The sequence below is a fragment of the Chryseobacterium sp. 'Rf worker isolate 10' genome, assembly GCF_050753305.1.
In the GTDB taxonomy this organism is placed as follows: Bacteria; Bacteroidota; Bacteroidia; order Flavobacteriales; family Weeksellaceae; genus Chryseobacterium.
The window spans coordinates 814,930-834,640 of record NZ_JBOZOF010000002.1 but is presented as its reverse complement, the minus strand read 5'-3'; the positions used below and the strand labels follow the sequence as shown (position 1 = coordinate 834,640).

At 36.5% G+C, this 19,711-nt stretch carries 25 protein-coding genes; 9 read left to right on the top strand and 16 right to left on the bottom strand.

What is annotated here, in order from left to right:
- Positions 1 to 8: 8 nt before the first annotated feature.
- The 7 genes from LKL37_RS13785 to namA form a co-directional block, all read right to left on the bottom strand.
- The gene (locus LKL37_RS13785) at positions 9 to 1,424 is read right to left on the bottom strand and encodes a T6SS phospholipase effector Tle1-like catalytic domain-containing protein (protein WP_431611115.1); all 1,416 of its coding nucleotides are present in this window, start codon (positions 1,422 to 1,424) and stop codon (positions 9 to 11) included.
- Between the two features lie 34 nt (positions 1,425 to 1,458).
- A complete protein-coding gene (locus tag LKL37_RS13780; protein ID WP_431611114.1) occupies positions 1,459 to 2,433 on the bottom strand; it encodes a DUF2931 family protein in 975 nt (324 codons plus the stop codon).
- Positions 2,434 to 2,494: 61 nt separating this feature from the next.
- The gene (locus LKL37_RS13775; RefSeq protein WP_431611113.1) at positions 2,495 to 2,665 is read right to left on the bottom strand and encodes a hypothetical protein; all 171 of its coding nucleotides are present in this window, start codon (positions 2,663 to 2,665) and stop codon (positions 2,495 to 2,497) included.
- Position 2,666: 1 nt separating this feature from the next.
- Positions 2,667 to 4,598, bottom strand: a complete 1,932-nt coding sequence (locus tag LKL37_RS13770; RefSeq protein WP_431611112.1) for a type VI secretion system Vgr family protein — start codon at positions 4,596 to 4,598, stop codon at positions 2,667 to 2,669.
- 149 nt (positions 4,599 to 4,747) lie between these two features.
- Positions 4,748 to 5,152 (bottom strand): type VI secretion system tube protein TssD, encoded by a 405-nt coding sequence (gene tssD / locus LKL37_RS13765; RefSeq protein ID WP_105701769.1) that lies wholly within the window; start codon positions 5,150 to 5,152, stop codon positions 4,748 to 4,750.
- 291 nt (positions 5,153 to 5,443) lie between these two features.
- Positions 5,444 to 5,722 carry a DUF2752 domain-containing protein gene (locus LKL37_RS13760; RefSeq protein WP_431611111.1) on the bottom strand — a complete coding sequence of 93 codons (279 nt, stop codon included), beginning with the start codon at positions 5,720 to 5,722 and terminating at the stop codon, positions 5,444 to 5,446.
- A 28-nt stretch (positions 5,723 to 5,750) separates the two neighbouring features.
- Positions 5,751 to 6,803, bottom strand: a complete 1,053-nt coding sequence (namA, locus tag LKL37_RS13755; protein WP_431611110.1) for an NADPH dehydrogenase NamA — start codon at positions 6,801 to 6,803, stop codon at positions 5,751 to 5,753.
- Positions 6,804 to 6,903: 100 nt separating this feature from the next.
- Between namA and LKL37_RS13750 the strand changes: the two genes are divergently transcribed.
- The gene (locus tag LKL37_RS13750; protein ID WP_431611109.1) at positions 6,904 to 7,386 is read left to right on the top strand and encodes a cytidine deaminase; all 483 of its coding nucleotides are present in this window, start codon (positions 6,904 to 6,906) and stop codon (positions 7,384 to 7,386) included.
- 154 nt (positions 7,387 to 7,540) lie between these two features.
- Here the strand turns inward: LKL37_RS13750 and LKL37_RS13745 are convergent, their stop codons facing one another.
- From LKL37_RS13745 to LKL37_RS13710, 8 genes are all read right to left on the bottom strand, one after another.
- Positions 7,541 to 7,849, bottom strand: coding sequence for a barstar family protein (locus tag LKL37_RS13745; protein WP_431611108.1), 309 nt, complete (start codon positions 7,847 to 7,849; stop codon positions 7,541 to 7,543).
- On the bottom strand, positions 7,846 to 8,469 hold the full coding sequence (locus LKL37_RS13740) for a Zn-dependent protease (RefSeq protein WP_431611107.1): 624 nt from the start codon (positions 8,467 to 8,469) through the stop codon (positions 7,846 to 7,848). Before LKL37_RS13740 ends, LKL37_RS13745 begins: the two co-directional genes overlap by 4 nt.
- A gap of 72 nt (positions 8,470 to 8,541) precedes the next feature.
- Entirely contained in the window at positions 8,542 to 8,850 is a 309-nt protein-coding gene (locus tag LKL37_RS13735; protein WP_255816343.1) for a GIY-YIG nuclease family protein, read from the bottom strand.
- Between the two features lie 49 nt (positions 8,851 to 8,899).
- Positions 8,900 to 9,415 (bottom strand): ribonuclease domain-containing protein, encoded by a 516-nt coding sequence (locus tag LKL37_RS13730; protein ID WP_431611106.1) that lies wholly within the window; start codon positions 9,413 to 9,415, stop codon positions 8,900 to 8,902.
- A 32-nt stretch (positions 9,416 to 9,447) separates the two neighbouring features.
- On the bottom strand, positions 9,448 to 10,239 hold the full coding sequence (gene nadE / locus LKL37_RS13725) for an NAD(+) synthase (RefSeq protein WP_431611105.1): 792 nt from the start codon (positions 10,237 to 10,239) through the stop codon (positions 9,448 to 9,450).
- Positions 10,240 to 10,250: 11 nt separating this feature from the next.
- Positions 10,251 to 10,784, bottom strand: coding sequence for a GNAT family N-acetyltransferase (locus tag LKL37_RS13720; RefSeq protein WP_431611104.1), 534 nt, complete (start codon positions 10,782 to 10,784; stop codon positions 10,251 to 10,253).
- Complete coding sequence (locus LKL37_RS13715) at positions 10,781 to 11,311, bottom strand: GNAT family N-acetyltransferase (RefSeq protein ID WP_431611103.1); 531 nt, start codon at positions 11,309 to 11,311, stop codon at positions 10,781 to 10,783. Before LKL37_RS13715 ends, LKL37_RS13720 begins: the two co-directional genes overlap by 4 nt.
- Positions 11,312 to 11,323: 12 nt before the next feature.
- Positions 11,324 to 11,962, bottom strand: coding sequence for a leucine-rich repeat domain-containing protein (locus LKL37_RS13710; protein WP_431611102.1), 639 nt, complete (start codon positions 11,960 to 11,962; stop codon positions 11,324 to 11,326).
- Between the two features lie 52 nt (positions 11,963 to 12,014).
- Between LKL37_RS13710 and LKL37_RS13705 the strand changes: the two genes are divergently transcribed.
- From LKL37_RS13705 to LKL37_RS13670, 8 genes are all read left to right on the top strand, one after another.
- Positions 12,015 to 12,998: a gliding motility protein GldB gene (locus LKL37_RS13705; RefSeq protein ID WP_431611101.1), complete on the top strand. Its 984-nt coding sequence runs from the start codon at positions 12,015 to 12,017 to the stop codon at positions 12,996 to 12,998.
- 32 nt (positions 12,999 to 13,030) lie between these two features.
- A complete protein-coding gene (gene gldC, locus LKL37_RS13700; protein ID WP_105701782.1) occupies positions 13,031 to 13,354 on the top strand; it encodes a gliding motility protein GldC in 324 nt (107 codons plus the stop codon).
- 132 nt (positions 13,355 to 13,486) lie between these two features.
- Positions 13,487 to 14,626, top strand: a complete 1,140-nt coding sequence (locus LKL37_RS13695) for a cystathionine gamma-synthase (RefSeq protein WP_431611100.1) — start codon at positions 13,487 to 13,489, stop codon at positions 14,624 to 14,626.
- Positions 14,627 to 14,691: 65 nt separating this feature from the next.
- On the top strand, positions 14,692 to 15,141 hold the full coding sequence (locus tag LKL37_RS13690) for an N-acetyltransferase family protein (protein WP_431611099.1): 450 nt from the start codon (positions 14,692 to 14,694) through the stop codon (positions 15,139 to 15,141).
- Positions 15,142 to 15,221: 80 nt separating this feature from the next.
- Entirely contained in the window at positions 15,222 to 15,734 is a 513-nt protein-coding gene (locus LKL37_RS13685) for a DinB family protein (protein ID WP_431611098.1), read from the top strand.
- A 298-nt stretch (positions 15,735 to 16,032) separates the two neighbouring features.
- Positions 16,033 to 16,581, top strand: coding sequence for an L-threonylcarbamoyladenylate synthase (locus tag LKL37_RS13680; RefSeq protein ID WP_105701788.1), 549 nt, complete (start codon positions 16,033 to 16,035; stop codon positions 16,579 to 16,581).
- Positions 16,582 to 16,688: 107 nt separating this feature from the next.
- Positions 16,689 to 17,033: a nuclear transport factor 2 family protein gene (locus LKL37_RS13675; RefSeq protein ID WP_431611097.1), complete on the top strand. Its 345-nt coding sequence runs from the start codon at positions 16,689 to 16,691 to the stop codon at positions 17,031 to 17,033.
- A gap of 37 nt (positions 17,034 to 17,070) precedes the next feature.
- Positions 17,071 to 18,489: a CCA tRNA nucleotidyltransferase gene (locus LKL37_RS13670; protein ID WP_431611096.1), complete on the top strand. Its 1,419-nt coding sequence runs from the start codon at positions 17,071 to 17,073 to the stop codon at positions 18,487 to 18,489.
- A gap of 163 nt (positions 18,490 to 18,652) precedes the next feature.
- On the opposite strand, the gene LKL37_RS13665 is transcribed toward LKL37_RS13670, so the two are convergent.
- Entirely contained in the window at positions 18,653 to 19,708 is a 1,056-nt protein-coding gene (locus tag LKL37_RS13665; protein ID WP_431611095.1) for a YncE family protein, read from the bottom strand.
- Positions 19,709 to 19,711 lie beyond the last annotated feature (3 nt).

The following is a 19,711-nucleotide window of genomic DNA, read 5'->3' as shown; positions in this document are numbered from 1 at the left end:
CTATTTTATTAAAAATGGATAACCCTTGTTCTGTTCGGCCTCGGATCCATACCAATACCTTCTCTTCTTGCCGACCAGTGAAGATATTCATGACGAAGCTTTCTTAAATCATCCTGTTCTTTTACTTCTTTCTGGTAAGAAGCATAACGGTCTTCCGGGATTTCGTTTCCTCCATAAGCATCACGCAGCGCTTTAAAATGTTTGAAGGAATAAGGTTTGCCATCTCCCATTACATAAGATCTGAGACGGTCTTTTATTCCTATTAAAAACTGATCATCCAAAATGGAATATTTATCATCTGTCAGTTTCTTAATGGTTATAGGAAGATTTTTATCTACACCATATTCTGCCATAAAATGCAAAGGAATGTAACTGAATGTCTTCAACAGATAACGTGTTCCTCTCAATGATAAATAAAATCCGGGGGTAATGGTGAGCTGATCTTTATGATACCATCCTTCGGTTTCAAGCTCTGTTTTTAATGCTTTTAATTTGGTACTGGTAGTCCATGAAGTTTCAACTTCTTCCCATGTTTCCTGTCCGTTTTCGTAAGCTCCACCTACATCACAGTGTACCCCGGGGAATGTTTTTTCAGTTCCGATATGTACTCTTGTAAGGTCAAAATTTTCCCTGTGTTCATCCTCTGCAGTAAAGTGAACTACAGTCTGGGCTTTTCCGATATCATTAAGGCTCAGTTCTTCTACATCATTGCTGAAATTAGGTACTGGTGACAGGTATTTTGAATAGGAAGAAACGGTATCGTAAATTCCCAGGAATCTTACTTTTAAAACATCTACTTTTAATCCTGCTTCTTCGAGTTTAAGGCCTAGGTGTCCCCATTTTGGAAGTTCTTCTGAAGCGACCCCTTTTCCATCGTCATCTGAATAGGTAGTAACAGAAACGGCTTCATTGGCAACCGTGCGTGAAATGGCTTTATATTTTGTTTTTCCAATTTCGTATACAAAATTACGGGCCGCAGCGGCACCACGGCTAAATCCGAATACATCAAAAGTAAGCACGGCAATTTTATCGGCTTTCTTTTCTGCTTTAATGGTTTTTACTTTTTTTACAATTTCTTCACACCCTTTTCTGACTTTAGATCTGATTCCGGTTTCGCCAGTTCCGAAAGCGTATCCCAGCGTAGCATCTCCTTCTTTATCCTGTGTACCGATACCTTCTATATAAATTCCGAAGTTTTTATCATAATTATCCCACATACGGGCTACATTACTCCAGTCATTGTTGTAACTGGTATTGTCTGAAGATTTACCGCCATGTTTTTTATGGGCATCCGTTCCTTTTTTTCTTTCGTCTGTATTGGTTTTATTATTCAGGGTTCCGTCAAAAAAAATCCCAATGGTAATATCCAGTACTTCCTCTTTGGATACAGATGGTGTATAACTTCCAAATTGATTGTTGTGCATAATTCTTGTTTTTAAATTGACTGATTGAATGCTATCATTCTATCTTTCGGGATACTCTGATTTTTGCTTTGGTAACGACCAGTTTTTCTTTTTCAGATTCTAAAGACACTAAGATTTTGGTATTGTCTTCGTTTACTGAAATGGTCAGATCAATATTTTTGTCTTTTCCCAATTTCTGAAAAAGATCAAATATTTCTTTGTCATCAAAAGAGTCTATCCATACCGCATATCTGTTGTTGTTTTTATCTTTCCAGTAAAAACCGCAGAATCTTGGTACAGCTCTGCTCTTGTAGGTATTTTCTTTTAAGCTCTGATCAAAAAGGTTTTCCTGCTCTCCGTTATAATTGGTAAAACCGAAATCGATCCATTCTGCTCCTTCAGGAAGGATCACGGAAGGTTTCCAATTGTACTTTTCTCTGTATAGGTTGTAAATATCTGCTGCAGGATAGCCTTCTTTTTCAATTTTCTCGCGAACTTCCGGCTTGAATGTCTTATAAGACGGATCTTTCAGCATTCTGTCTGCAAAGCCTTCTTTCAGCATATACTGAGCGTTATCGTATGCTTTTTCTTTGGTAATAACGGTGTCATGAGCCTGAAAAGCGCCTATTTCTTTCTGGTTTCCAGTACCTTTCATCCAAAGCACAACTCTTCCTTGCGGGGCTAGTCCTACAACAAAAGAATTGTAAGTAGATTTCTTTTTTGTGTCCTGATCTACAAATCCTTCATCAAAAAGGTTTTTAATCTTTTGTTTATCAAGATTCCATTTTCCGGTATAGAATTTTTTTTCTACCAGAGAATACCATGTGAATTCAAGCTCATGGGGAGCATCCATTCTTTCGGTGGTCACGTTCATGGTACCGCCTTCTTTACCCCATCCTGTATTCTGTGTTCCCCAGATTGCATCAAAACTGTAAGTAAAACCATCGGCAACAATAGCTCCTTCATATACTTCCATCGGGTATTCCTGCGGGGCAGAAACGGTTCCCAGCCAACTATATTTTTCTTCCATTTTTTTATTCTGACAATTCGTTAATGAAAAACACCATATAAAAAGAATCAGCAGTTTGTATTTACTTATGACCATGGGACATAATCTTCTTGTTACTTGCTAAAACCAGATTTTCTTTATGGGCTTCCACATTGATTTTCTTTGCTATTTTCTCCACCTTTTTTCCTACGCTAAGATGATAGGAATCTTTGACTGTTATGTGCAGATTGGTTGCTGTTTTTATAATGGCCATATCAGAAAAGTTTTGATTTTTCAGCACTGTTGAATTCCACAATCTTTCCGCTCTGCATGGTCATGTTTTCCATTTCGCTGAACATGGAAATTTCACCTGCTATCTCGTTGGATGTTTCAGATTGCCTTTTGAATTCTTTTTCTATCATTTCTGTTCTGGTATCAGACGTTTCAGTAATGTCTCCTGAAGCTGTAAGTTTCATATCTTTTCCTGCTATGGAAATAATATTATCGTTCGCTGTACTGGTAATACTTGCTCCTGCTCCTATTGAAATTTCTTTTCCTGCAGTGATATTGATATTGTCACCTGCATTTAAAGTAAAGTTTTTAGGGGCTTTCATGCTGATATTACCCTGTCCGTCCATGAAATAGGTATTTCCGCTTGGATCCAGGATGGTTACACTTCCCTCTTCATCATTCATTAAAATTCTGATCCCACTTCTGGTTTGAATAGATTTCAGATGATTGTTTACACCTCCACCTAAAGCGATTCCTCCGTGGAACATTCCTCCCATTACGAAAGGTCTGTCTGGATGACTGTGTACAAAATTAACCATCACCTGATCTCCCACTTCTGGAATAGCTACATAGCCACGGTTTTGGGTAATCTGATCAGTTCCTCCGGCATCAGGACTCATCATACGGATAAAATGAGTGGTATCATTCGTCTGCCAGTCAAATCTTACCTGTATTCTTCCCTGCCCTTCAGGATCTGTATTAGAAATTACCGTTGCAGTCTGCGGCTCAGCCTTTGGAACAGTGAATTCCGGTTTTGGAAGAAATCCTGTATCTGCGGCTATTCCTACGAAGCTTCCGTTATAATGACCTATTGTGTCAATTTCATGTTCGGCTTCTGTAATCATGATTCTGGTGAAATAAGAGGTTTCATTAGAATCCTGTTTACGCATCTGCACATCTGCTACACAACCCGGATGCAGGAAAGGAACGGTTGTATTTCCTGAAACAGAAAAAACATTGACAGCTTCGCTTCCGGAAGCACTTTTCTGAGAGTACTCCACATCAAGGTGGGTAGTGGCTTTGATGGGAGCCATCTGTAATGCAGGGGTTTTATAAATAGATTCGTTATGGCTGTAGGCTGTTTTCGCCAGGTCACCCACATGTTTAATCGGGGTGGAACCAGAGGTCAGTTTTTCATTTTTATTGCTGTTATACCCGTAGAATTGAGGCTTCGTGTGTACTGCTTTCAATTCAACTTTGATATCATTGGCACTGCTTCCGTAAGTAAGGGTAATGGGTTTGTTCTGAGCGGGAAGTTTTCCAAAATGTAAGACCTCACCGTCGTAGTAAAACTGTTCTCCATAGGCTTCAGCCATTCTTGCCAGATAGTTATAATGGGTTTCATCATACTGGCTGCTATAGATAATCTGAGAGAAATTATTGGCATCTACTCTTACATCAAATCTGCTTTTATCAATTCCCTGCTTGATCACTTCTTCTGCAATGATTCCTACATTAACAGATTGAGTACCTCCAAAACTCTGGATATGCGGAGCCCCGTCAAGAAGAATGGTTGGGCTGTATCCGGTGAGTACAATATTTCCTAAGCTCATATGTTCCTGGCTGAATCCTACTCCGGTAATCACTCCCACAAAGTTTCTTTCCGGGCTGTTGTCTATATCTTTATAAGAAATAATGGCTGTAAGTCTTTTTCCAAGGAATTTATTGGCTTCTTCCAATGAATGGGTCTGTCTGTCTCCCAGAGTATCGTGTGCCAGTGTCAGTGTAAATTCGTGATGTCGTCTGGTACTTTGTTTAAGCTTGAAATGCTTATAGTACTTGATAATTTTCCCTTCTATGACAAGGGAAAGTTTTACCAGACGGTTGATACCTGTATGATGGTTTTCGGAAATACCATCCGCATTCTGCGTCGGACGAAAAGACGTCGATTGTGAGTTTCCAGGTGTATTTGACATATTTTTTAGTGATTTGATTAGTTTTCTAAACGATTATTCAACAGGTCGGGAGTTTAAAAATAAAAACAAAAGATACTGTAGAATATAGTCTTAGGTAAAAAAAGACCGTCTTATTAGGGACAGTCTTTTATTTTTAGTTCATGAAAGACCTAGCTCATTGGCCAAAGTCCGTCATAGAATGAGTTTCCATACGTAATGCTTTCTGCACTTACTACGAAGCTGATCAGCATATTGTTGCTGTTTATTGCATCAAAGTCTACTTCATGCTGAATTACATAGCCGTTTTCCCACTTCAAAGAAATCAGTGTTCCTTCTTCATGAGATTTATTAAACTGAATTTCTCCGTTTGTAGGTTTATATTTGCTGTTTAGTAAGCTTTCTAAAACATCAGATTTTTCTGTTGCTTCAATTGTTACTTTAATGAGTGCGTTTGACGGATCAGATGCTACACGTCCTGAAACGTCTGTAGATCTTGATACGCTATAGTTAAGCTTTAATAACTTCTGACCTTCACCTCCATTGAATTTTAAGATCCCTCTTGAATTTCCTGCCATATTCTTACATTTTAATCATTTATTACTGTTCCCTGATATAGGATTTATATAACAAAGATAGAGTTCATGTTCTGATTTAAAAAGTTTTTAGGGCACTCTTTCAGAAATTGTAGTAGTTCTACGACATTTTAAAAATTCAGGATTAAAAATTAATTTTAGAATTTTAAACTAATTTATTTTATTTTTTGTTGAAAATTTCCTAAACAACCCTATAAAAACAGGAATACAAAGGAAAACATATTTCAGGTATTTTATTCAATATCAAATATTTAGTGTATTATTTCTCTTAGGTTAATGATGTTTATACATATACCCGATTACCATAATAATAAGGTTAATGATAATCATTATCATTAAAATATTGCCGTATTTCCTTTTTTTATCAATAAAACTCAGCCCTAAAGTAAAAAAGAATAACAACAAGGTATACACAGCAGGATACATTTGAAAAGCTTCCGCAAATTTCCCTTCAAACACCAATACAATGGCCCGCTGAGCACCGCATCCAAGGCATTCTACTCCCAGGAATTTCTTACTGGGACAGGTAAGCATGAAATCATTAATATCCATTTCTGAGTTTTTGCGAAGATTCTGTTAATTAAGAAGAGATTTTAGCTCTGGTATACTGATGCGGGAAAAAGCAGTCTTCATTCATTTCAAAAGATCCCTGAACAGCAATATAGGGGTTTCTCAGAATCTCTCTTGCTACAAAAATAAGATCTGCATCACCTTTCTGAAGAATTTCTTCAGCCTGCTCAATTTTGGTAATTAAACCTACCGCTCCGGTTTTTACTTCAGCTTCATTTCTAACCTGGGATGAAAAAGGAACCTGATAGCCATCAAAAACTGAAATTTTGGCTCCATGAATATTTCCGCCGCTGGATACATCAATAAGGTCTACAGCATGTTCTTTTAAAATTTTTGCCAGCTCGACACTGCTTTGAATGTCCCAGCCATTTTCTGCATATTCAGTACCTGAAATTCTTACAAAAAGGGCTGTGTTTTCATTTAGCTCTTCATTAACAGCATCTACAATTTCTATCAGAAACCTGATTCTGTTTTCAAAACTTCCGCCGTATTCGTCTGTTCTGATATTGGAAAGCGGTGACAAAAACTGATGAATCAGATATCCGTGTGCTCCATGAATTTCAATAACATCAAACCCAGCTTCTACTGCTCTTCTGGCAGCTTTTTTAAAATTCTGAACTTGTTCCTTCACCTCATCTGTCGTTAATGTATGTGGAATTCTTTCTGTCGGATGATAAGGAATAGGACTTGGCGCAACGGTTTCCCAGCCTTCTTCCAGAGAAATCTGCAGGTTATTCCATGTGGAGCCTTTTCTTCCGGCATGAGCCAGCTGGATTCCTATTTTACTATCTGAATTTTTATGAACAAATTCTACAATTCTCTGCAGTTTCTCTGCCTGCTCATCATTCCAGATCCCCATGCAGTGATTGGTAATTCTTCCTTTGGGCTCTACTCCTGTAGCTTCTACAATCAATAGCCCTGTACCACCCTGTGATCTGCTTCCGTAGTGTACAAAATGGAAGTCGTTAGCTTCTCCGTTTTCACATGAATACATACACATGGGAGACATTACCCATCTGTTTTTCAACTCTACATTTCTGAATTTTATTGGTGTATATAACATTTCTATTCTTTAAAAAATTGAACTTTTCACTGGAAGAATAAAATATTGCCTACCTCATTAAAAAGAACTAATTTTACCCCCCTTTTTTAGTCTACAATATATGAAAAAAGACATACAGATCGGTTACGAATATTTTAAAAATAGCAGTGAACTGAGCGATATAGAAAAACAATTATTTGAAAGAGCCAAAGAGGCTCGTGAGAATGCTTATGCGCCATATTCTCAATTTTTGGTAGGATGTTCCGTATTATTGGAAAACGGAGAAATCTATTCCGGGAATAACCAGGAAAATGCAGCTTATCCGTCTGGACTCTGTGCAGAAAGAACGACTGTTTTTTGGGTAGCCGCCAATTTTCCAAATGTGAAGATAAAAAAGATCTTCGTTGTAGGTGGTCCTAAAGAGTTTCACGAAAAGAATCCACCGATTCCTCCTTGTGGAGCCTGCCGCCAGAGTTTAATTGAGTATGAAACCAAACAGGATGAGAATATTGATCTTTATTTCTCAAGTATGAATGAGGAGGTTGTAAAAGTGCATGCAGTGAAAGATCTGCTTCCTTTTTATTTTGATTCAACATTTTTGTAACTGAAACGAAATAGCAAGTTTGCAAAAAACGGGATTCTAATCCATGTCAAGGTCTTGAACCTTGATATGGATTAATAAGAATTTTAAATAAAACAAACTTCATGCTTCAACATAAAAAAGACTGTCTCATAATTTGAAACAGCCTTTTTTTTCTTTATTCTTCAGATTCTACATCATCATCTTCGTCTTCGTACTGCTCCAGATAGTAGCTAAAGCTAAATTCTCCAACTTCTTCTTCCGCATCTTCCAGAGTAGTCAGAAGGTCTTCAAAAATCTCAAGCTGATCTACAGTCATATTTACGAATTCTAAATGGAGCGGCATTTCCAGATCACCGGTAATGGTATCAAAAAGTGCATCAAGATTATCCCCAAAATGTTCAGGAAGCTGAACTTTTTCCTTTAGCTGGGCGTAAAAATCTTCATAGTCACCTATGTCTGTAAAATCGATATATATTGTCTTCATATTGAACTAAATTTCCAATTTTTATTGATTAAAAAAGTTTTACATTTTTTGCAGAAATCCGTTTCTTCATTAGTAGGATTCTTGCCTTCTGCATCTCTCATAAAACACATTTTTTCAGGGCAATGCGGCAGCCCCTGCGTATGTCCCAGCTCATGAATGGCTATTTTGTAAAACTGCTCATCCTGGTTTTCTTTACTCAGTCTGAAATTTGAAGCTACACAAGCCCTTCCTGGTCTATACCCCAACCCCATGATCCCAAAATCCTTGATCTTTCCTCTGGTGGCACTGATATCTTTTGTAGTAAGTCCAATTATAACAAAACCGTCTTTTGTTTCCTTATTCAAAAATTTAATGATTGAATCTGCTCTATATCGGTTTCTCTCTTTATAATAAGTATTTGCCGGAAAATCTATGGCATCCAGAACTTTTACATTGGGATATACATTTTTTATTCCTTCGTTTACTTTTACTACAGTTTCCTCCTTAATATCTTTAAACGGCTGTATGAGTATTGTTATGGCTTGTTTCTCTTCCTTTTCCTTTACCACACTTTTCTTTTCCGAACATGAAAGCATCAGAAATAAAATAATTAAAAGGTAAAGAAATCTAATATTCTTCAAAATTAATACTTATAGCTATTTAAATGCAAATTATACATTAGTCATTGCGAGGAGCTCTGCGACGAAGCAATCTCAAAAAACATCCATGATATTCTCAATGTCATCTGTAAGGTCTTTCCAATCAGGATTTATATTATTAATTAAATCCAGTTTCTTTTGTCGGGAACCTGCTTTTATTTGTTTTTCCCTAAATATAGCATCTCCAATTTCCTGAAAGGATTCCCAATACACAAGTATATACAAATTATATCTTGAGGTAAAACTTTGAGAATAATATGATTCTTTATGTTGCTGAACACGTTTAGGCAGATTTGAAGTAACTCCTGTATAAAGAGTTGTGTGATTTTTATTTGTCATGATGTAGACAAAACCTGCTTTCACGTGTGATTATTTTAGAGATTGCTTCGTCACTTCGTTCCTCGCAATGACCTTACTGTTTTTCAAAACTTTTATAATGGTTTTTGGTAAGGTATACATCACCATTTTGAGTGTAGATAATACGATCAGCATTTCTTCCACCGCAATGATAGTTTACATCTGCTTCAAAATATTTTTCTCCATCCGGCAGACGTCCTTCCCTGTTTCCGAATTTATCTCCACCAATAGCTTTTCCTGGAAGCACATCACAAAGATTTCCTCTGGAAGGATCCCAACCCTGTTTTCTTGCTTCATTTTTCGTAATATAATAATCCGGAAGTTTATGATTTTGCTTCACATAACTGATCACCGTTTTCTCTTCCGTAAGCTGTTCTATAGAAACCTGAACCGATGAATTTCCATTACCGGATACTCCATCCGAAGAGGTACTGCCATAACTTACTGTTTCTGTTTTCGAACCCGGCTGCCCTTTCTTATCTTCAATAAAGTTTCTGTAAACATACATTACACCCATCCCGAAAAGGAGCCCAAGACATATAAAAAACAAGGATCTTATTTTACCGTTCATAATTCATAACTAGTATTTAATGTAATAATATTTTATGCTCTCCACTCTTCCGGAATATCACAAACCGGAATAGGATCCATTTTGTGTTTTGCAGCTTTATGCATTCTGTCAAAGATCAGAAATACTTCCTTATCTCTTCCTTCATAGTCATCTGCAGTTTTAGTTCCGTATTCTTTCTGGATTTCCTCCAGCTCCGGATAGGTTGCCCCGATTTGCTGTTCGTCTGTTCTGTCTACATCCCAAAGCCCGTCGGTAGGAATTGCTTCCTGAATGCTTTTGATCAAATTAAGCCCTTTGGCAAGTTGATACACTTCAGTCTTATAAAGATCTGCAATAGGAGAAACGTCTACTCCCCCATCTCCGTATTTTGTATAAAACCCGATTCCGAAATCTTCCACTTTATTTCCGGTTCCACAAACCAAAAGTCCGTTCAGCTGTCCGTAATAATATAGCGTAAGCATTCTCAAACGGGATCTTGTATTGGCAAAAGCCAGTTTTTCGTTAGGATACAGGTCATCTTTTACATCAAAAGTTTTATACAATTCCTCAAAAGCAGGCGTCAGATCTACCGACATGGTTTCTACGTTAGGGAATCTTGATTTAAGGTCGTTCATATGATCCTGTGCACGGTCTACCTGGTCGGCTTTCTGACGAATCGGCATTTCGATCAGTAATGTTTTCAGTCCTGTCATTGCTGCCAGCGTTGAAACCACTCCGGAATCTACCCCTCCGGAAACTCCGATTACATATCCGTTTACTCTTGCTTTTGTTGCATAATCTTTTAACCAGCTTACAATATGATCTATCACTTTTTGTGTCTGCATCGTTTATTTTTTTAGTCTATTCCAAATTCCTGAGGGTATTTCACCACTCCTTTTTTATTATTTAATCCATCTTTTACCAATTCTACAGCCATTCCGTTTTCTTCCGGAATATCGAATGGAAAAGAAATGCCAAAATTACTTGTTTTTTTGTAACCAAAGCGCGGATAATATTTTTCGTGCCCGATCAATATCACAGATTCATATCCCAGTTCTTTCGCAATGTGGTGTCCCTGTAGAATCAATTTCGCACCGATCCCCTGATTTTGAAACTCAGGCTTTACGGAAACAGGTGCCAAAGCAAGAGAATCAAATGATTCTTGATCATTGATAATTTTAATTTTTGTAAACAGAATATGTCCGGCAATTGTTCCGTTTGCATCTTCTGCCACCAATGATAATTCTGGGATAAAAGCTTCAGATCCTCTCAATTTTTCTACCAGAAACTGTTCCTGATGATCACTGTGTTCCATTTCCCTGAACGCCTCTTCCGTAAGCTGAAAGACTTGTTGATAGTCCTTGCTCTCTTCCTGTCGTATTGTTATCATTTTTTATTATATTTTTCACGCTTCAGTTCGTACCAGAAGCAAATTCCGTCCGGTTCTTCAAATTCGCTTGTTTTTTCAAATCCTAATTTTCTTAAAATATGATTGGAAGCAGCATGTTCAGAATGAGCATAAGCATAGATAACTTCCGCATTCAGTTCGTTAAAACCATAATCCAGAGAAGCTATTCCAGATTCTACGGCGTATCCTTTTCCCCATGATTCCGGAAGAAAACGATATCCCAGTTCCAGTACATTTTTGTAGCCATTCGTTTCATGGGTCAATAATTTTAAACCGCTCCATCCTATCAGAAGCCCGCTTTCTTTTTCCACAACACCCAATCTTCCCACACCATTTTCTTCATATTGCTTTTGAATCATGCTGATGACATTTTTTGATTCATTGATATCCGTCAAAACCGGTACACCAATATATTTCATGACTTCAGGGTCGGAATCCAGAAGAAATATGCGTTCAAAATCTTCATCTTCGAGTTTTCTTAAAATCAGTCGTTGAGTTTCTATTGTCATAATCATTAGTTTTTATTCTCCAATCCCAAAAATGGTGACTTCTGTTTTTGTTCCTTTTTTGATATCCGTTTCTTTTATTCTATTCCCTGTTATATTCAGAGTTTGCAAGGCCGGGGTTCCGGAGATATCAATTTTTTGAAGTTTATTATGTTCCAGATTTAGTTTTCTTAATTTTTTTAACTGAGTCAGGTCAATTGTTTTTAATTGATTTAAAGATAATGTTAATTGATCAATTTTTGGAATTCCTGCAAGCGAAATACTTTCAAGCAGATTATTATCCAGATATAAAGAAGTCAGGTTTTTAAGATTTTCTGCTTTGAATGATGAAATTTTGCATCCCGTACACGAAAACAATTCTAGCTGATCCAAATTGCTTACCATCATATTCGAAATTGTATTATCATCCAGAATAACCATTTTTACATTTTTAAAAAAGCGCAGGTCTTCTATGGAAGCAATTCCTTTCTGAACGAGGAACAGATTGGTCACCATGCCGGCTTCCTGAAATTCAAGAGTTCCGTTTTTATTAAGATCAAAATTTTCGAGTACTGCTTTTTCAAAGTTTTTATCTTTAAATTCAAGCTTTTGCCCATAGAAAAAAGAAAATCCTGAAATAAGGAAAAGGGTGGTAAATATTTTAATTTTCATCATGAATTGTGTATTTAATCCTTATTTTTGTAAACTTAAATTCCATGTAAAAATAATGAAGATTTTTAGATATATTGCGCTTTCTTCTGTTTTAGCTGCCGGACTTGTTTCCTGCAAAAAAGAATCTGAAAACCAATGGAAAGTAGAAGTAAAACAAACTGCCGAAAAGGTTGACGTTACAGATATTTCCAAAGAATTCTACAATCCGAATATTCCTTTGGATCAGTTTAAAGCTCAATTCCCATGGTTTCAGGGAAGTGTTTCTGATACTGATTTCGGGAAAAGAAGAGTGAATGCTGAAGAGATCAAAATCTACAAGGAAGCTATTGGAAAAATAGATCAGGCAAAGCTGCAAACGGAACTTCAAAGTTTATTTTCACATATTAAATATTACTTTCCACAGTTTAAAAATCCAAAAGTATATTTGTTCTCATCTGCTTTACAGATGGTTCAGGATCCTATATTTTATGACGAAAAAGGTAATCTTTTATTTATAGATGTTACCGGCTTTATGGGAGACGGAAATGCCAATTATAAAGGATTGGAATTGTATTTCCAAAAATCGATGAATCCGCAGAATATTGTTCCTAAGGTATCACAGCTTTTTGCAGAAAATATTGTAACAGAATCTCCTGACCACCAGAAATTCATTGATCAGATTATTCTGAACGGAAAAGTAATGATTCTTCAGGATGCTTTTCTTCCTGATACTCCTGATTATCTGAAAATGAACTATACTCAAAAGCAGTACGATTGGGCAAAGAGCAATGAAGCGAATATCTGGAACTATTTTGTAGAAAGCAATCTGATCTTCGGAGATGACCCAAGACTGGGAGAACGTTTTATTTCGCCGGGACCATTCTCAAAATTCTATACGGAGATTGACAATGAATCCTCGCCACGAATCGGAATTTTTACAGGATGGCAGATTTGTAAGGCCTATCTGAAAGAAAAACCAGAAACGAAGTTAACAGAGTTTTTGAAAATGGACGCTACCACAATTTTTAATCAATCCGGTTATAAACCGAAACTTAAATAATAGAAAATTTAGAATTTAGAAAAAATAGAAAAATGAGAAAGACTCAGATTACGATAGATGTAGAGCTTGATGAAAATCACGTACCGGAAAATATTATATGGAACGCCCAGGATGGAGGTATTGAAAAACAGGAGACTAAAGCAACGATGATTTCTGTTTGGGATGAAAAAGCAATGGAGGCACTAAGAATAGATCTTTGGACGAAAGAAATGCCTGTAGACCAGATGAAGATGTTTATCCACCAGATTTTAATATCTTTAGGAAACACCTATCAGAGAGCTACGGGTGAAGAAGATGTAGCGCAGTGGATGGAAGAAATTGCTGAAGAGTTCGCTGTGAAATCTGCTATTAAGTAAAAAAATACAATTGCGATACGCTGCAGGCAGTAAGCGGTAAGCTTTTTGCACTCAGCTAGAGCAAATTTTAATAAAACAAAGGGCTTAACCAGTATATTTATTGTTTAATGCCCAAGCCTAAAGCAAAAAATTATGAATTTTAATACAAAAGTAATTCACGGAGGGCAGCACCATGAGTCTGCAACAGGTTCTGTAAATGTACCTGTATTTTTGACCTCTACGTTTGCGCAGAAAAGCCCGGGTGTACATTCCGGATATGAATATTCAAGAGCAGCCAACCCTACGAGACAGGCATTGGAAGACTCTTTAGCAAGCATTGAAAACGGAGCCAGAGGCTTGGCTTTCGGTTCTGGCCTTGCTGCCATCGACTGTGTTTTAAAATTATTAAACCCTGGTGATGAAGTAATTGCTGTAGATGATCTTTACGGAGGTACTTACAGAATGTTCACCAGGCTTTTCGAAAAATATCAGCTGAAGTTTACTTTCGTGAATTTTGATGATGTTTCTAAAATTGCTGATGTAATTACTGATAAAACAAAACTGATCTGGGTAGAAACACCAACTAACCCACTGATGAAATTGGTAGACATCAAAGCGGTAGTAGAAATAGCAAAAGGAAAAGATATTTTAGTAGCGGTAGATAATACTTTCGCTACACCTTATATCCAGAGACCAATTGATTTGGGAGCTGACATTGTGATGCACTCTGCTACAAAATATTTAGGAGGGCACTCAGATGTGATTGCAGGAGCGCTTATTGCTAAAGATACTGAACTGGGAGATAAACTTCACTTTATCCAGTTTGCGAGTGGTGGTATTTTAGGACCTCACGATTCTTATCTTGTATTAAGAGGAATCAAAACCCTTGCCTTAAGAATGCAGAGACACTCTGACAACGGTCTTGCTGTAGCAAAATACCTTGAAACGCATCCGGCTGTAGACAAAGTAATTTATCCAGGTCTGGAATCTCATCCACAATATGAATTGGCAAAATCTCAAATGAAGGAATCCGGAGGAATGGTTTCATTCACTTTCAAATCCGGAAAGAAAGAAGATGCAATCAAATTCTTAGAAAAAGTAAGAGTATTCACCCTTGCAGAATCTTTAGGAGGAGTAGAATCTCTGGCTAATCACCCTGCTCTGATGACACACGCTTCAATTCCGGCAGAAAAACGTGCTGAATTGGGAATCACTGATGACCTTGTTCGTTTAAGCGTAGGTATTGAGGATGCTGAAGATCTGATTGCAGATCTTGAGAAAGCTTTTTCTTAATAAACCATATAAAAAATGAGAAGGATTGTCTAATCTTTCTCATTTTTTTATAACCTTGATTATCTATGAAAAATACAAGAGAAGCAGTTATTTCCGACTTACCACAATTGGCGGCATTATTCGATCAGTACAGAATATTTTATCATAAAACATCAGATATTCCTGCTGCAACCAATTTTCTTCAGGAAAGACTGGAAAATAAAGACTCGGAAATTTTTGTTTCAGAAGAAAATGGAACATTAAACGGTTTCGTACAGTTATACCCCATATTTTCGTCTACAAGAATGCAGCGTTACTGGTTGCTGAACGATCTTTATGTGAATGAAAATCATAGAGGAAAAGGTTATTCTAAAGAACTGATTGAAAAATCCAAAGAACTGTGCCGTTCATCAAAAGCATGCGGTATTCTTTTAGAAACAGGAAAGACCAATGACATCGGAAATCAGCTTTATCCATCATGCGGCTTTGAGCTTTATGACTCTGTCAATTTCTACGAGTGGACTAATCATGAGTAATAAATAATTTATAAATTACACTCACTAACCCAAATCTCGAATACCCACATCCCAAAACCACCACTAAAACAAAAAATGATATGACCGATTTTCAAAAATACATCCAAAGATATTTAGATCAGATCCCATCAGGAGACTGGTTAAACGAACTGAAAATATCAGGTGATAAAACCATAGGAATTTATTCCAATCTCACCGAAGAACAGTCTCATTTTGCTTATGCAGAAGGAAAATGGACGTTGAAAGGACTTCTACTCCACCTTTCAGATACAGAAAGAGTTTTCCAATACAGAATATTAGCTTTCGCCAGAGGAGAGAAAAATAATCTTCCGGGATTTGATGAAAATGAATATGCCGACCAATCTTTTGCAAATGAAAGAACTCTTGAATCCCTTTTGGAAGAATATAAACTGGTGAGAAAATCTTCTCAGATTCTATTAGAAACACTTCATCCTTCCGCTTTACAAAATACCGGTACGGCCAATGGCCATGAAATTACGGTAGAAACCATTGGAAAGCTGATTGTAGGACATAATTATCACCACCTGAATATTATTGAGGAAAGATATTTATCGAAGTTGGGATGGATGTAATAATTAAAAAAAGTTTTAATCATTATACGTTTCGGCTAAAGCCATAGAATTTATATTCATTTTTTTAATGGGCTAAAGCCCATTTCTATTGAATGGAATAAAATCTCTAATAATTCATTAAATCTTTTAATTACACCACAAAAACATCAATAGAAACGGGCTTTAGCCCGTTTTTACATTATATACCACCTTTCATTGGCTTTAGCCAAAACCTATCAAAATACATTTACATCCCAATTTTTTGCCTAAAACTCATAGATTTTCTACCTTTATCCATTCTTTGAATTCACATACACTTATGGAACATATTATTGAAATATTAAAATCCGGCGGAACAATTCTTTATCCTACAGATACCATCTGGGGAATTGGTTGTGATGCGACCAATATAGAAGCTGTCAATAAAATTTTTGACATCAAAAAGCGTGAAAAAAATAAATCCATGATCATCCTTGTGGAGTCTGAAAAAAGACTTCAGGATTTGGTGGATGTTCCTGAGATGGCCTGGGAAATTATTGATCTCAGCGAAAAACCGGTAACAATTGTTTACGAAAATCCAAGAGGTCTGCCTAAAGAACTTCTTGCAGAAGACGGAAGCATCGGAATCCGATTGGTAAAAAATGATTTCTGTAAAAAACTGATTACAAAACTGAACAGACCTTTGGTTTCAACTTCGGCCAACTTCAGTGGTGAGAAAAGTCCGTTGAAATTTTCTGATATTTCTGAAGAGATGATCAGCCTTGTAGATTATGCTGTGGAAGAAGACAGAGAAAAGGTTTCAAAATATTCAGGTTCTTCTGTAATCAAAATATGGAGTGATAATAGAATAAAAGTGCTGCGGGAATAAGAATTCTGAGCTTTTATATATACTTTTTAGAGTCTTGCCCGTTCATATCGGCAGGATTTCTTTTTTTTAGTTCTATCTTTGCAAACTCAACTCATAAATTATTTGCTATGGATCATCAGGAATTTGCTCAAATATGGGTTAATGCATGGAATTCTCATGATTTAGAGGATATACTCTCGCATTATTCGGATGATATTGAGATCTCAACTCCCATGATTTCTCTGGCTACAGGCGGTAAAGAAAGCTCTTTACAAGGAAAAGAAGCTGTTCGTGAATACTGGAGAAAGGCTTTGGAAAAATTTCCGGATCTCCATTTTGATCTTATTCATTCCACAACGGGAGTAGATTCGGTAGCATTATTTTATAAGTCAATTATGGATAAACATGCTGTTGAAGTCATGTTTTTTAATGAAGATGGAAAAATTAGTAAAATGTATGCTCATTATGATTAATGGGTAACATACGTAGAAATTGTCACTATTATTAACGATGAAAATTAATCTTAATCAAAATAAGAATTTAAAACTATTTAAAATCATTTCTGAAGCAGCAGAAAGGAATAACCAGTCCGTATATATTGTGGGCGGTTATGTACGTGACCTTCTGATGAACAGAAAAGCTTCCACAGATATAGACTTTGTAACAGAACAAAGCGGTATTGAACTTGCTCAAAATGTAGCGCAGGATATAGATCCTAAATTAAAGGTTTCCGTATTCAAAACGTATGGCACAGCCATGATCAAGTATAAAGACCTTGAGCTTGAGTTTGTGGGAGCAAGAAAGGAAAGCTATACTGAAAACAGCCGAAAACCGGAAGTGGAAGGCGGAAGCCTGGAAGACGACCAGAAACGAAGAGATTTCACCATCAATGCGATGGCAATTTCTTTAAATAAAGATAATTTCGGAGAACTGGTAGATCCTTTCAATGGGATTGAAGATCTTGAAAAAGAAATATTAAGAACTCCTTTAGAACCTGCTCAGACCTATTCTGATGATCCATTGAGGATGATGAGAGCGGTACGTTTTGCGTCAACTTTAAATTTTAAAATTGAGGAAAACTCTCTGCAGGCTATTCAACAGGAAGCAGAAAGAATCAAGATTGTTTCTATGGAAAGAATCATGGTAGAATTTAATAAAATTATGCTTTCTGAAAAACCTTCTGTCGGATTAAGGCTAATGGAACAAACCGGTCTTATGAAACTTGTTATCCCTGAACTGATAGAACTGAAAGGAGTGGAAGAAGTAGAGGGACAAACGCACAAGGATAATTTTTATCACACCTTAGAAGTTGTAGATAATATTTCCGTGAATACAGATAATCTTTGGCTTCGCTGGGCTGCCCTACTCCATGATATTGGGAAAGCACCTACAAAAAAGTTTGTGGAAGGAACAGGATGGACGTTTCACGGACATGAATTTTTGGGTTCAAAAATGGTAAAAACACTTTTCCAAAGATTAAAATTACCTTTGGGAAGTGACATGAAATATGTGCAGAAAATGGTAAAGCTTTCATCAAGACCCATTGCTTTGATCACTGATGATACTTCAGATGCTGCATTGAGAAGACTTTTATTTGATGCCGGAGAAAATCTGGAAGATCTTTTTACGCTTTGTAAAGCAGATATTACCACTAAAAATTCTAAAAAGCAGGAGAAATTCAAAAGAAACTTTGAATATGTAGCAGTAAAGATCAAAGAAGTGGAAGAAAAAGATCAGGTAAGAAACTTCCAGCCTCCTATTACCGGAGAAGAGATTATGGAAATGTTCAATCTTAAACCAGGCCGTGAAATTGGTATTCTGAAAGAGAAAGTAAAAGAAGCCATTCTTGAAGGTGAAATTCCTAATGAAAAGGAAGAAGCTACAAAGTTTGTGATTGCTGAAGCAGAGAAATTAGGATTAACAATCTGATTCAACAAATAAATAATACAAAAGCCCGGCGGGATGTTCCATCCCGCCGGGCTTTTTCTATACCACCTATAAAAACAAAGCCGGCCGGCTTCAAAAGAAACCGACCGGAAAAAAACACAAATGATGAAAAAATAAAAAATTATATTTTTAGAAGTATAAATTATTACGGGTTTAAGAAAGTTCCGTTAGCACCAAGACCTCCTGTTTTAACAGATCCTATTTTGCTGCCGTTAGTGGCTGAATATATTACCATTTCGCTTTCTGCTGTAAATTGCTTAACATCTGATGCAAAGATTCTTCCATCAATAACGTTAAATCCATAAAGCGTAAAATAAGGACCACCATCTGCAGCTGTTAATAATGGAGTTGTAGGAATTGTAGGTGTAGCTAAACTTGTTGTATACACTTTATTTCCAGCGCTGAAATAGATTTTATCGTTATCAATCTGAAGATTTGTAGCACTTGGAATTCCTGTCAGTGTAACTACCGGTGTCATTGCTCCTGTACTTGAAATCTTATAGATATAAGAATCTGCAGCTGTAGAAGAAACTGTGTAAACATTAGATTTGTATGAAATAGTACTGTTAATCTTACCATTCGGAACAGAAATTTCAGTTTTGCTGTCATTAGAAGTATTGATATAAGTAATCATATTTCCGAATCCTGATGTAGCATTCTGTACAAAAACATTTCCACCTGCTTCTACTGTTTTATCAGCCCCACCTGTCATAGTGATTTTGCTTACAAATGAATAGTCAGAAGCTTTATATTTCGTTACACTTGTTGCATTCGTGGAGAAATTCAGGTTGGCAACATAGATAAAGTCGTTCGCAAAAGTAATTCCTCTTGGGTTATCAATCTGGTCAGTAATTACAGCTAATCTTTTGAATGTAAAACGGTCTACGACAACAATTTTGTTTGAGTTGTTGATGACAAGATAAGCCTTGTTTCCGTTAAGACCAATAGTCTGAAGAACGTCACCAAGGATCTCTTTATTGTTGTTATATCCATATATATCGTCCTGCTTCATGCTTAAATCTCTTGTCAGGAATGTTACTTTTGCACCCTGACTATTGAAGTTACCTTCATTAGCAATAAAATATCCATTCTGGTAAGTGATCGGAGAGATTTCAAAATCCTGAGAATCACTTGTACATGAAGAAATGTTAAACAATAACATTACTGCAAATAGGACAGTTAAAAGTTTAGTTATTTTCATAAT

What these genes read in the sequence shown, in the direction of transcription:
- nadE (WP_431611105.1), bottom strand. Translation starts at nt 10,239, where the DNA reads ATGCAGACACAAAAAGTGATAGATCATATTGTAAGCTGGTTAAAAGAT.
- LKL37_RS13675 (WP_431611097.1), top strand. Translation starts at nt 16,689, where the DNA reads ATGGATCATCAGGAATTTGCTCAAATATGGGTTAATGCATGGAATTCT.
- LKL37_RS13705 (WP_431611101.1), top strand. Translation starts at nt 12,015, where the DNA reads ATGAAGATTTTTAGATATATTGCGCTTTCTTCTGTTTTAGCTGCCGGA.
- tssD (WP_105701769.1), bottom strand. Translation starts at nt 5,152, where the DNA reads ATGGCAGGAAATTCAAGAGGGATCTTAAAATTCAATGGAGGTGAAGGT.
- LKL37_RS13770 (WP_431611112.1), bottom strand. Translation starts at nt 4,598, where the DNA reads ATGTCAAATACACCTGGAAACTCACAATCGACGTCTTTTCGTCCGACG.
- LKL37_RS13730 (WP_431611106.1), bottom strand. Translation starts at nt 9,415, where the DNA reads ATGAACGGTAAAATAAGATCCTTGTTTTTTATATGTCTTGGGCTCCTT.
- LKL37_RS13685 (WP_431611098.1), top strand. Translation starts at nt 15,222, where the DNA reads ATGACCGATTTTCAAAAATACATCCAAAGATATTTAGATCAGATCCCA.
- LKL37_RS13695 (WP_431611100.1), top strand. Translation starts at nt 13,487, where the DNA reads ATGAATTTTAATACAAAAGTAATTCACGGAGGGCAGCACCATGAGTCT.
- LKL37_RS13720 (WP_431611104.1), bottom strand. Translation starts at nt 10,784, where the DNA reads ATGATAACAATACGACAGGAAGAGAGCAAGGACTATCAACAAGTCTTT.
- LKL37_RS13690 (WP_431611099.1), top strand. Translation starts at nt 14,692, where the DNA reads ATGAAAAATACAAGAGAAGCAGTTATTTCCGACTTACCACAATTGGCG.
- LKL37_RS13745 (WP_431611108.1), bottom strand. Translation starts at nt 7,849, where the DNA reads ATGAAGACAATATATATCGATTTTACAGACATAGGTGACTATGAAGAT.
- LKL37_RS13665 (WP_431611095.1), bottom strand. Translation starts at nt 19,708, where the DNA reads ATGAAAATAACTAAACTTTTAACTGTCCTATTTGCAGTAATGTTATTG.
- LKL37_RS13715 (WP_431611103.1), bottom strand. Translation starts at nt 11,311, where the DNA reads ATGACAATAGAAACTCAACGACTGATTTTAAGAAAACTCGAAGATGAA.
- namA (WP_431611110.1), bottom strand. Translation starts at nt 6,803, where the DNA reads ATGTTATATACACCAATAAAATTCAGAAATGTAGAGTTGAAAAACAGA.
- LKL37_RS13775 (WP_431611113.1), bottom strand. Translation starts at nt 2,665, where the DNA reads ATGGCCATTATAAAAACAGCAACCAATCTGCACATAACAGTCAAAGAT.
- LKL37_RS13670 (WP_431611096.1), top strand. Translation starts at nt 17,071, where the DNA reads ATGAAAATTAATCTTAATCAAAATAAGAATTTAAAACTATTTAAAATC.
- LKL37_RS13680 (WP_105701788.1), top strand. Translation starts at nt 16,033, where the DNA reads ATGGAACATATTATTGAAATATTAAAATCCGGCGGAACAATTCTTTAT.
- gldC (WP_105701782.1), top strand. Translation starts at nt 13,031, where the DNA reads ATGAGAAAGACTCAGATTACGATAGATGTAGAGCTTGATGAAAATCAC.
- LKL37_RS13760 (WP_431611111.1), bottom strand. Translation starts at nt 5,722, where the DNA reads ATGGATATTAATGATTTCATGCTTACCTGTCCCAGTAAGAAATTCCTG.
- LKL37_RS13785 (WP_431611115.1), bottom strand. Translation starts at nt 1,424, where the DNA reads ATGCACAACAATCAATTTGGAAGTTATACACCATCTGTATCCAAAGAG.
- LKL37_RS13710 (WP_431611102.1), bottom strand. Translation starts at nt 11,962, where the DNA reads ATGATGAAAATTAAAATATTTACCACCCTTTTCCTTATTTCAGGATTT.
- LKL37_RS13780 (WP_431611114.1), bottom strand. Translation starts at nt 2,433, where the DNA reads ATGGAAGAAAAATATAGTTGGCTGGGAACCGTTTCTGCCCCGCAGGAA.
- LKL37_RS13750 (WP_431611109.1), top strand. Translation starts at nt 6,904, where the DNA reads ATGAAAAAAGACATACAGATCGGTTACGAATATTTTAAAAATAGCAGT.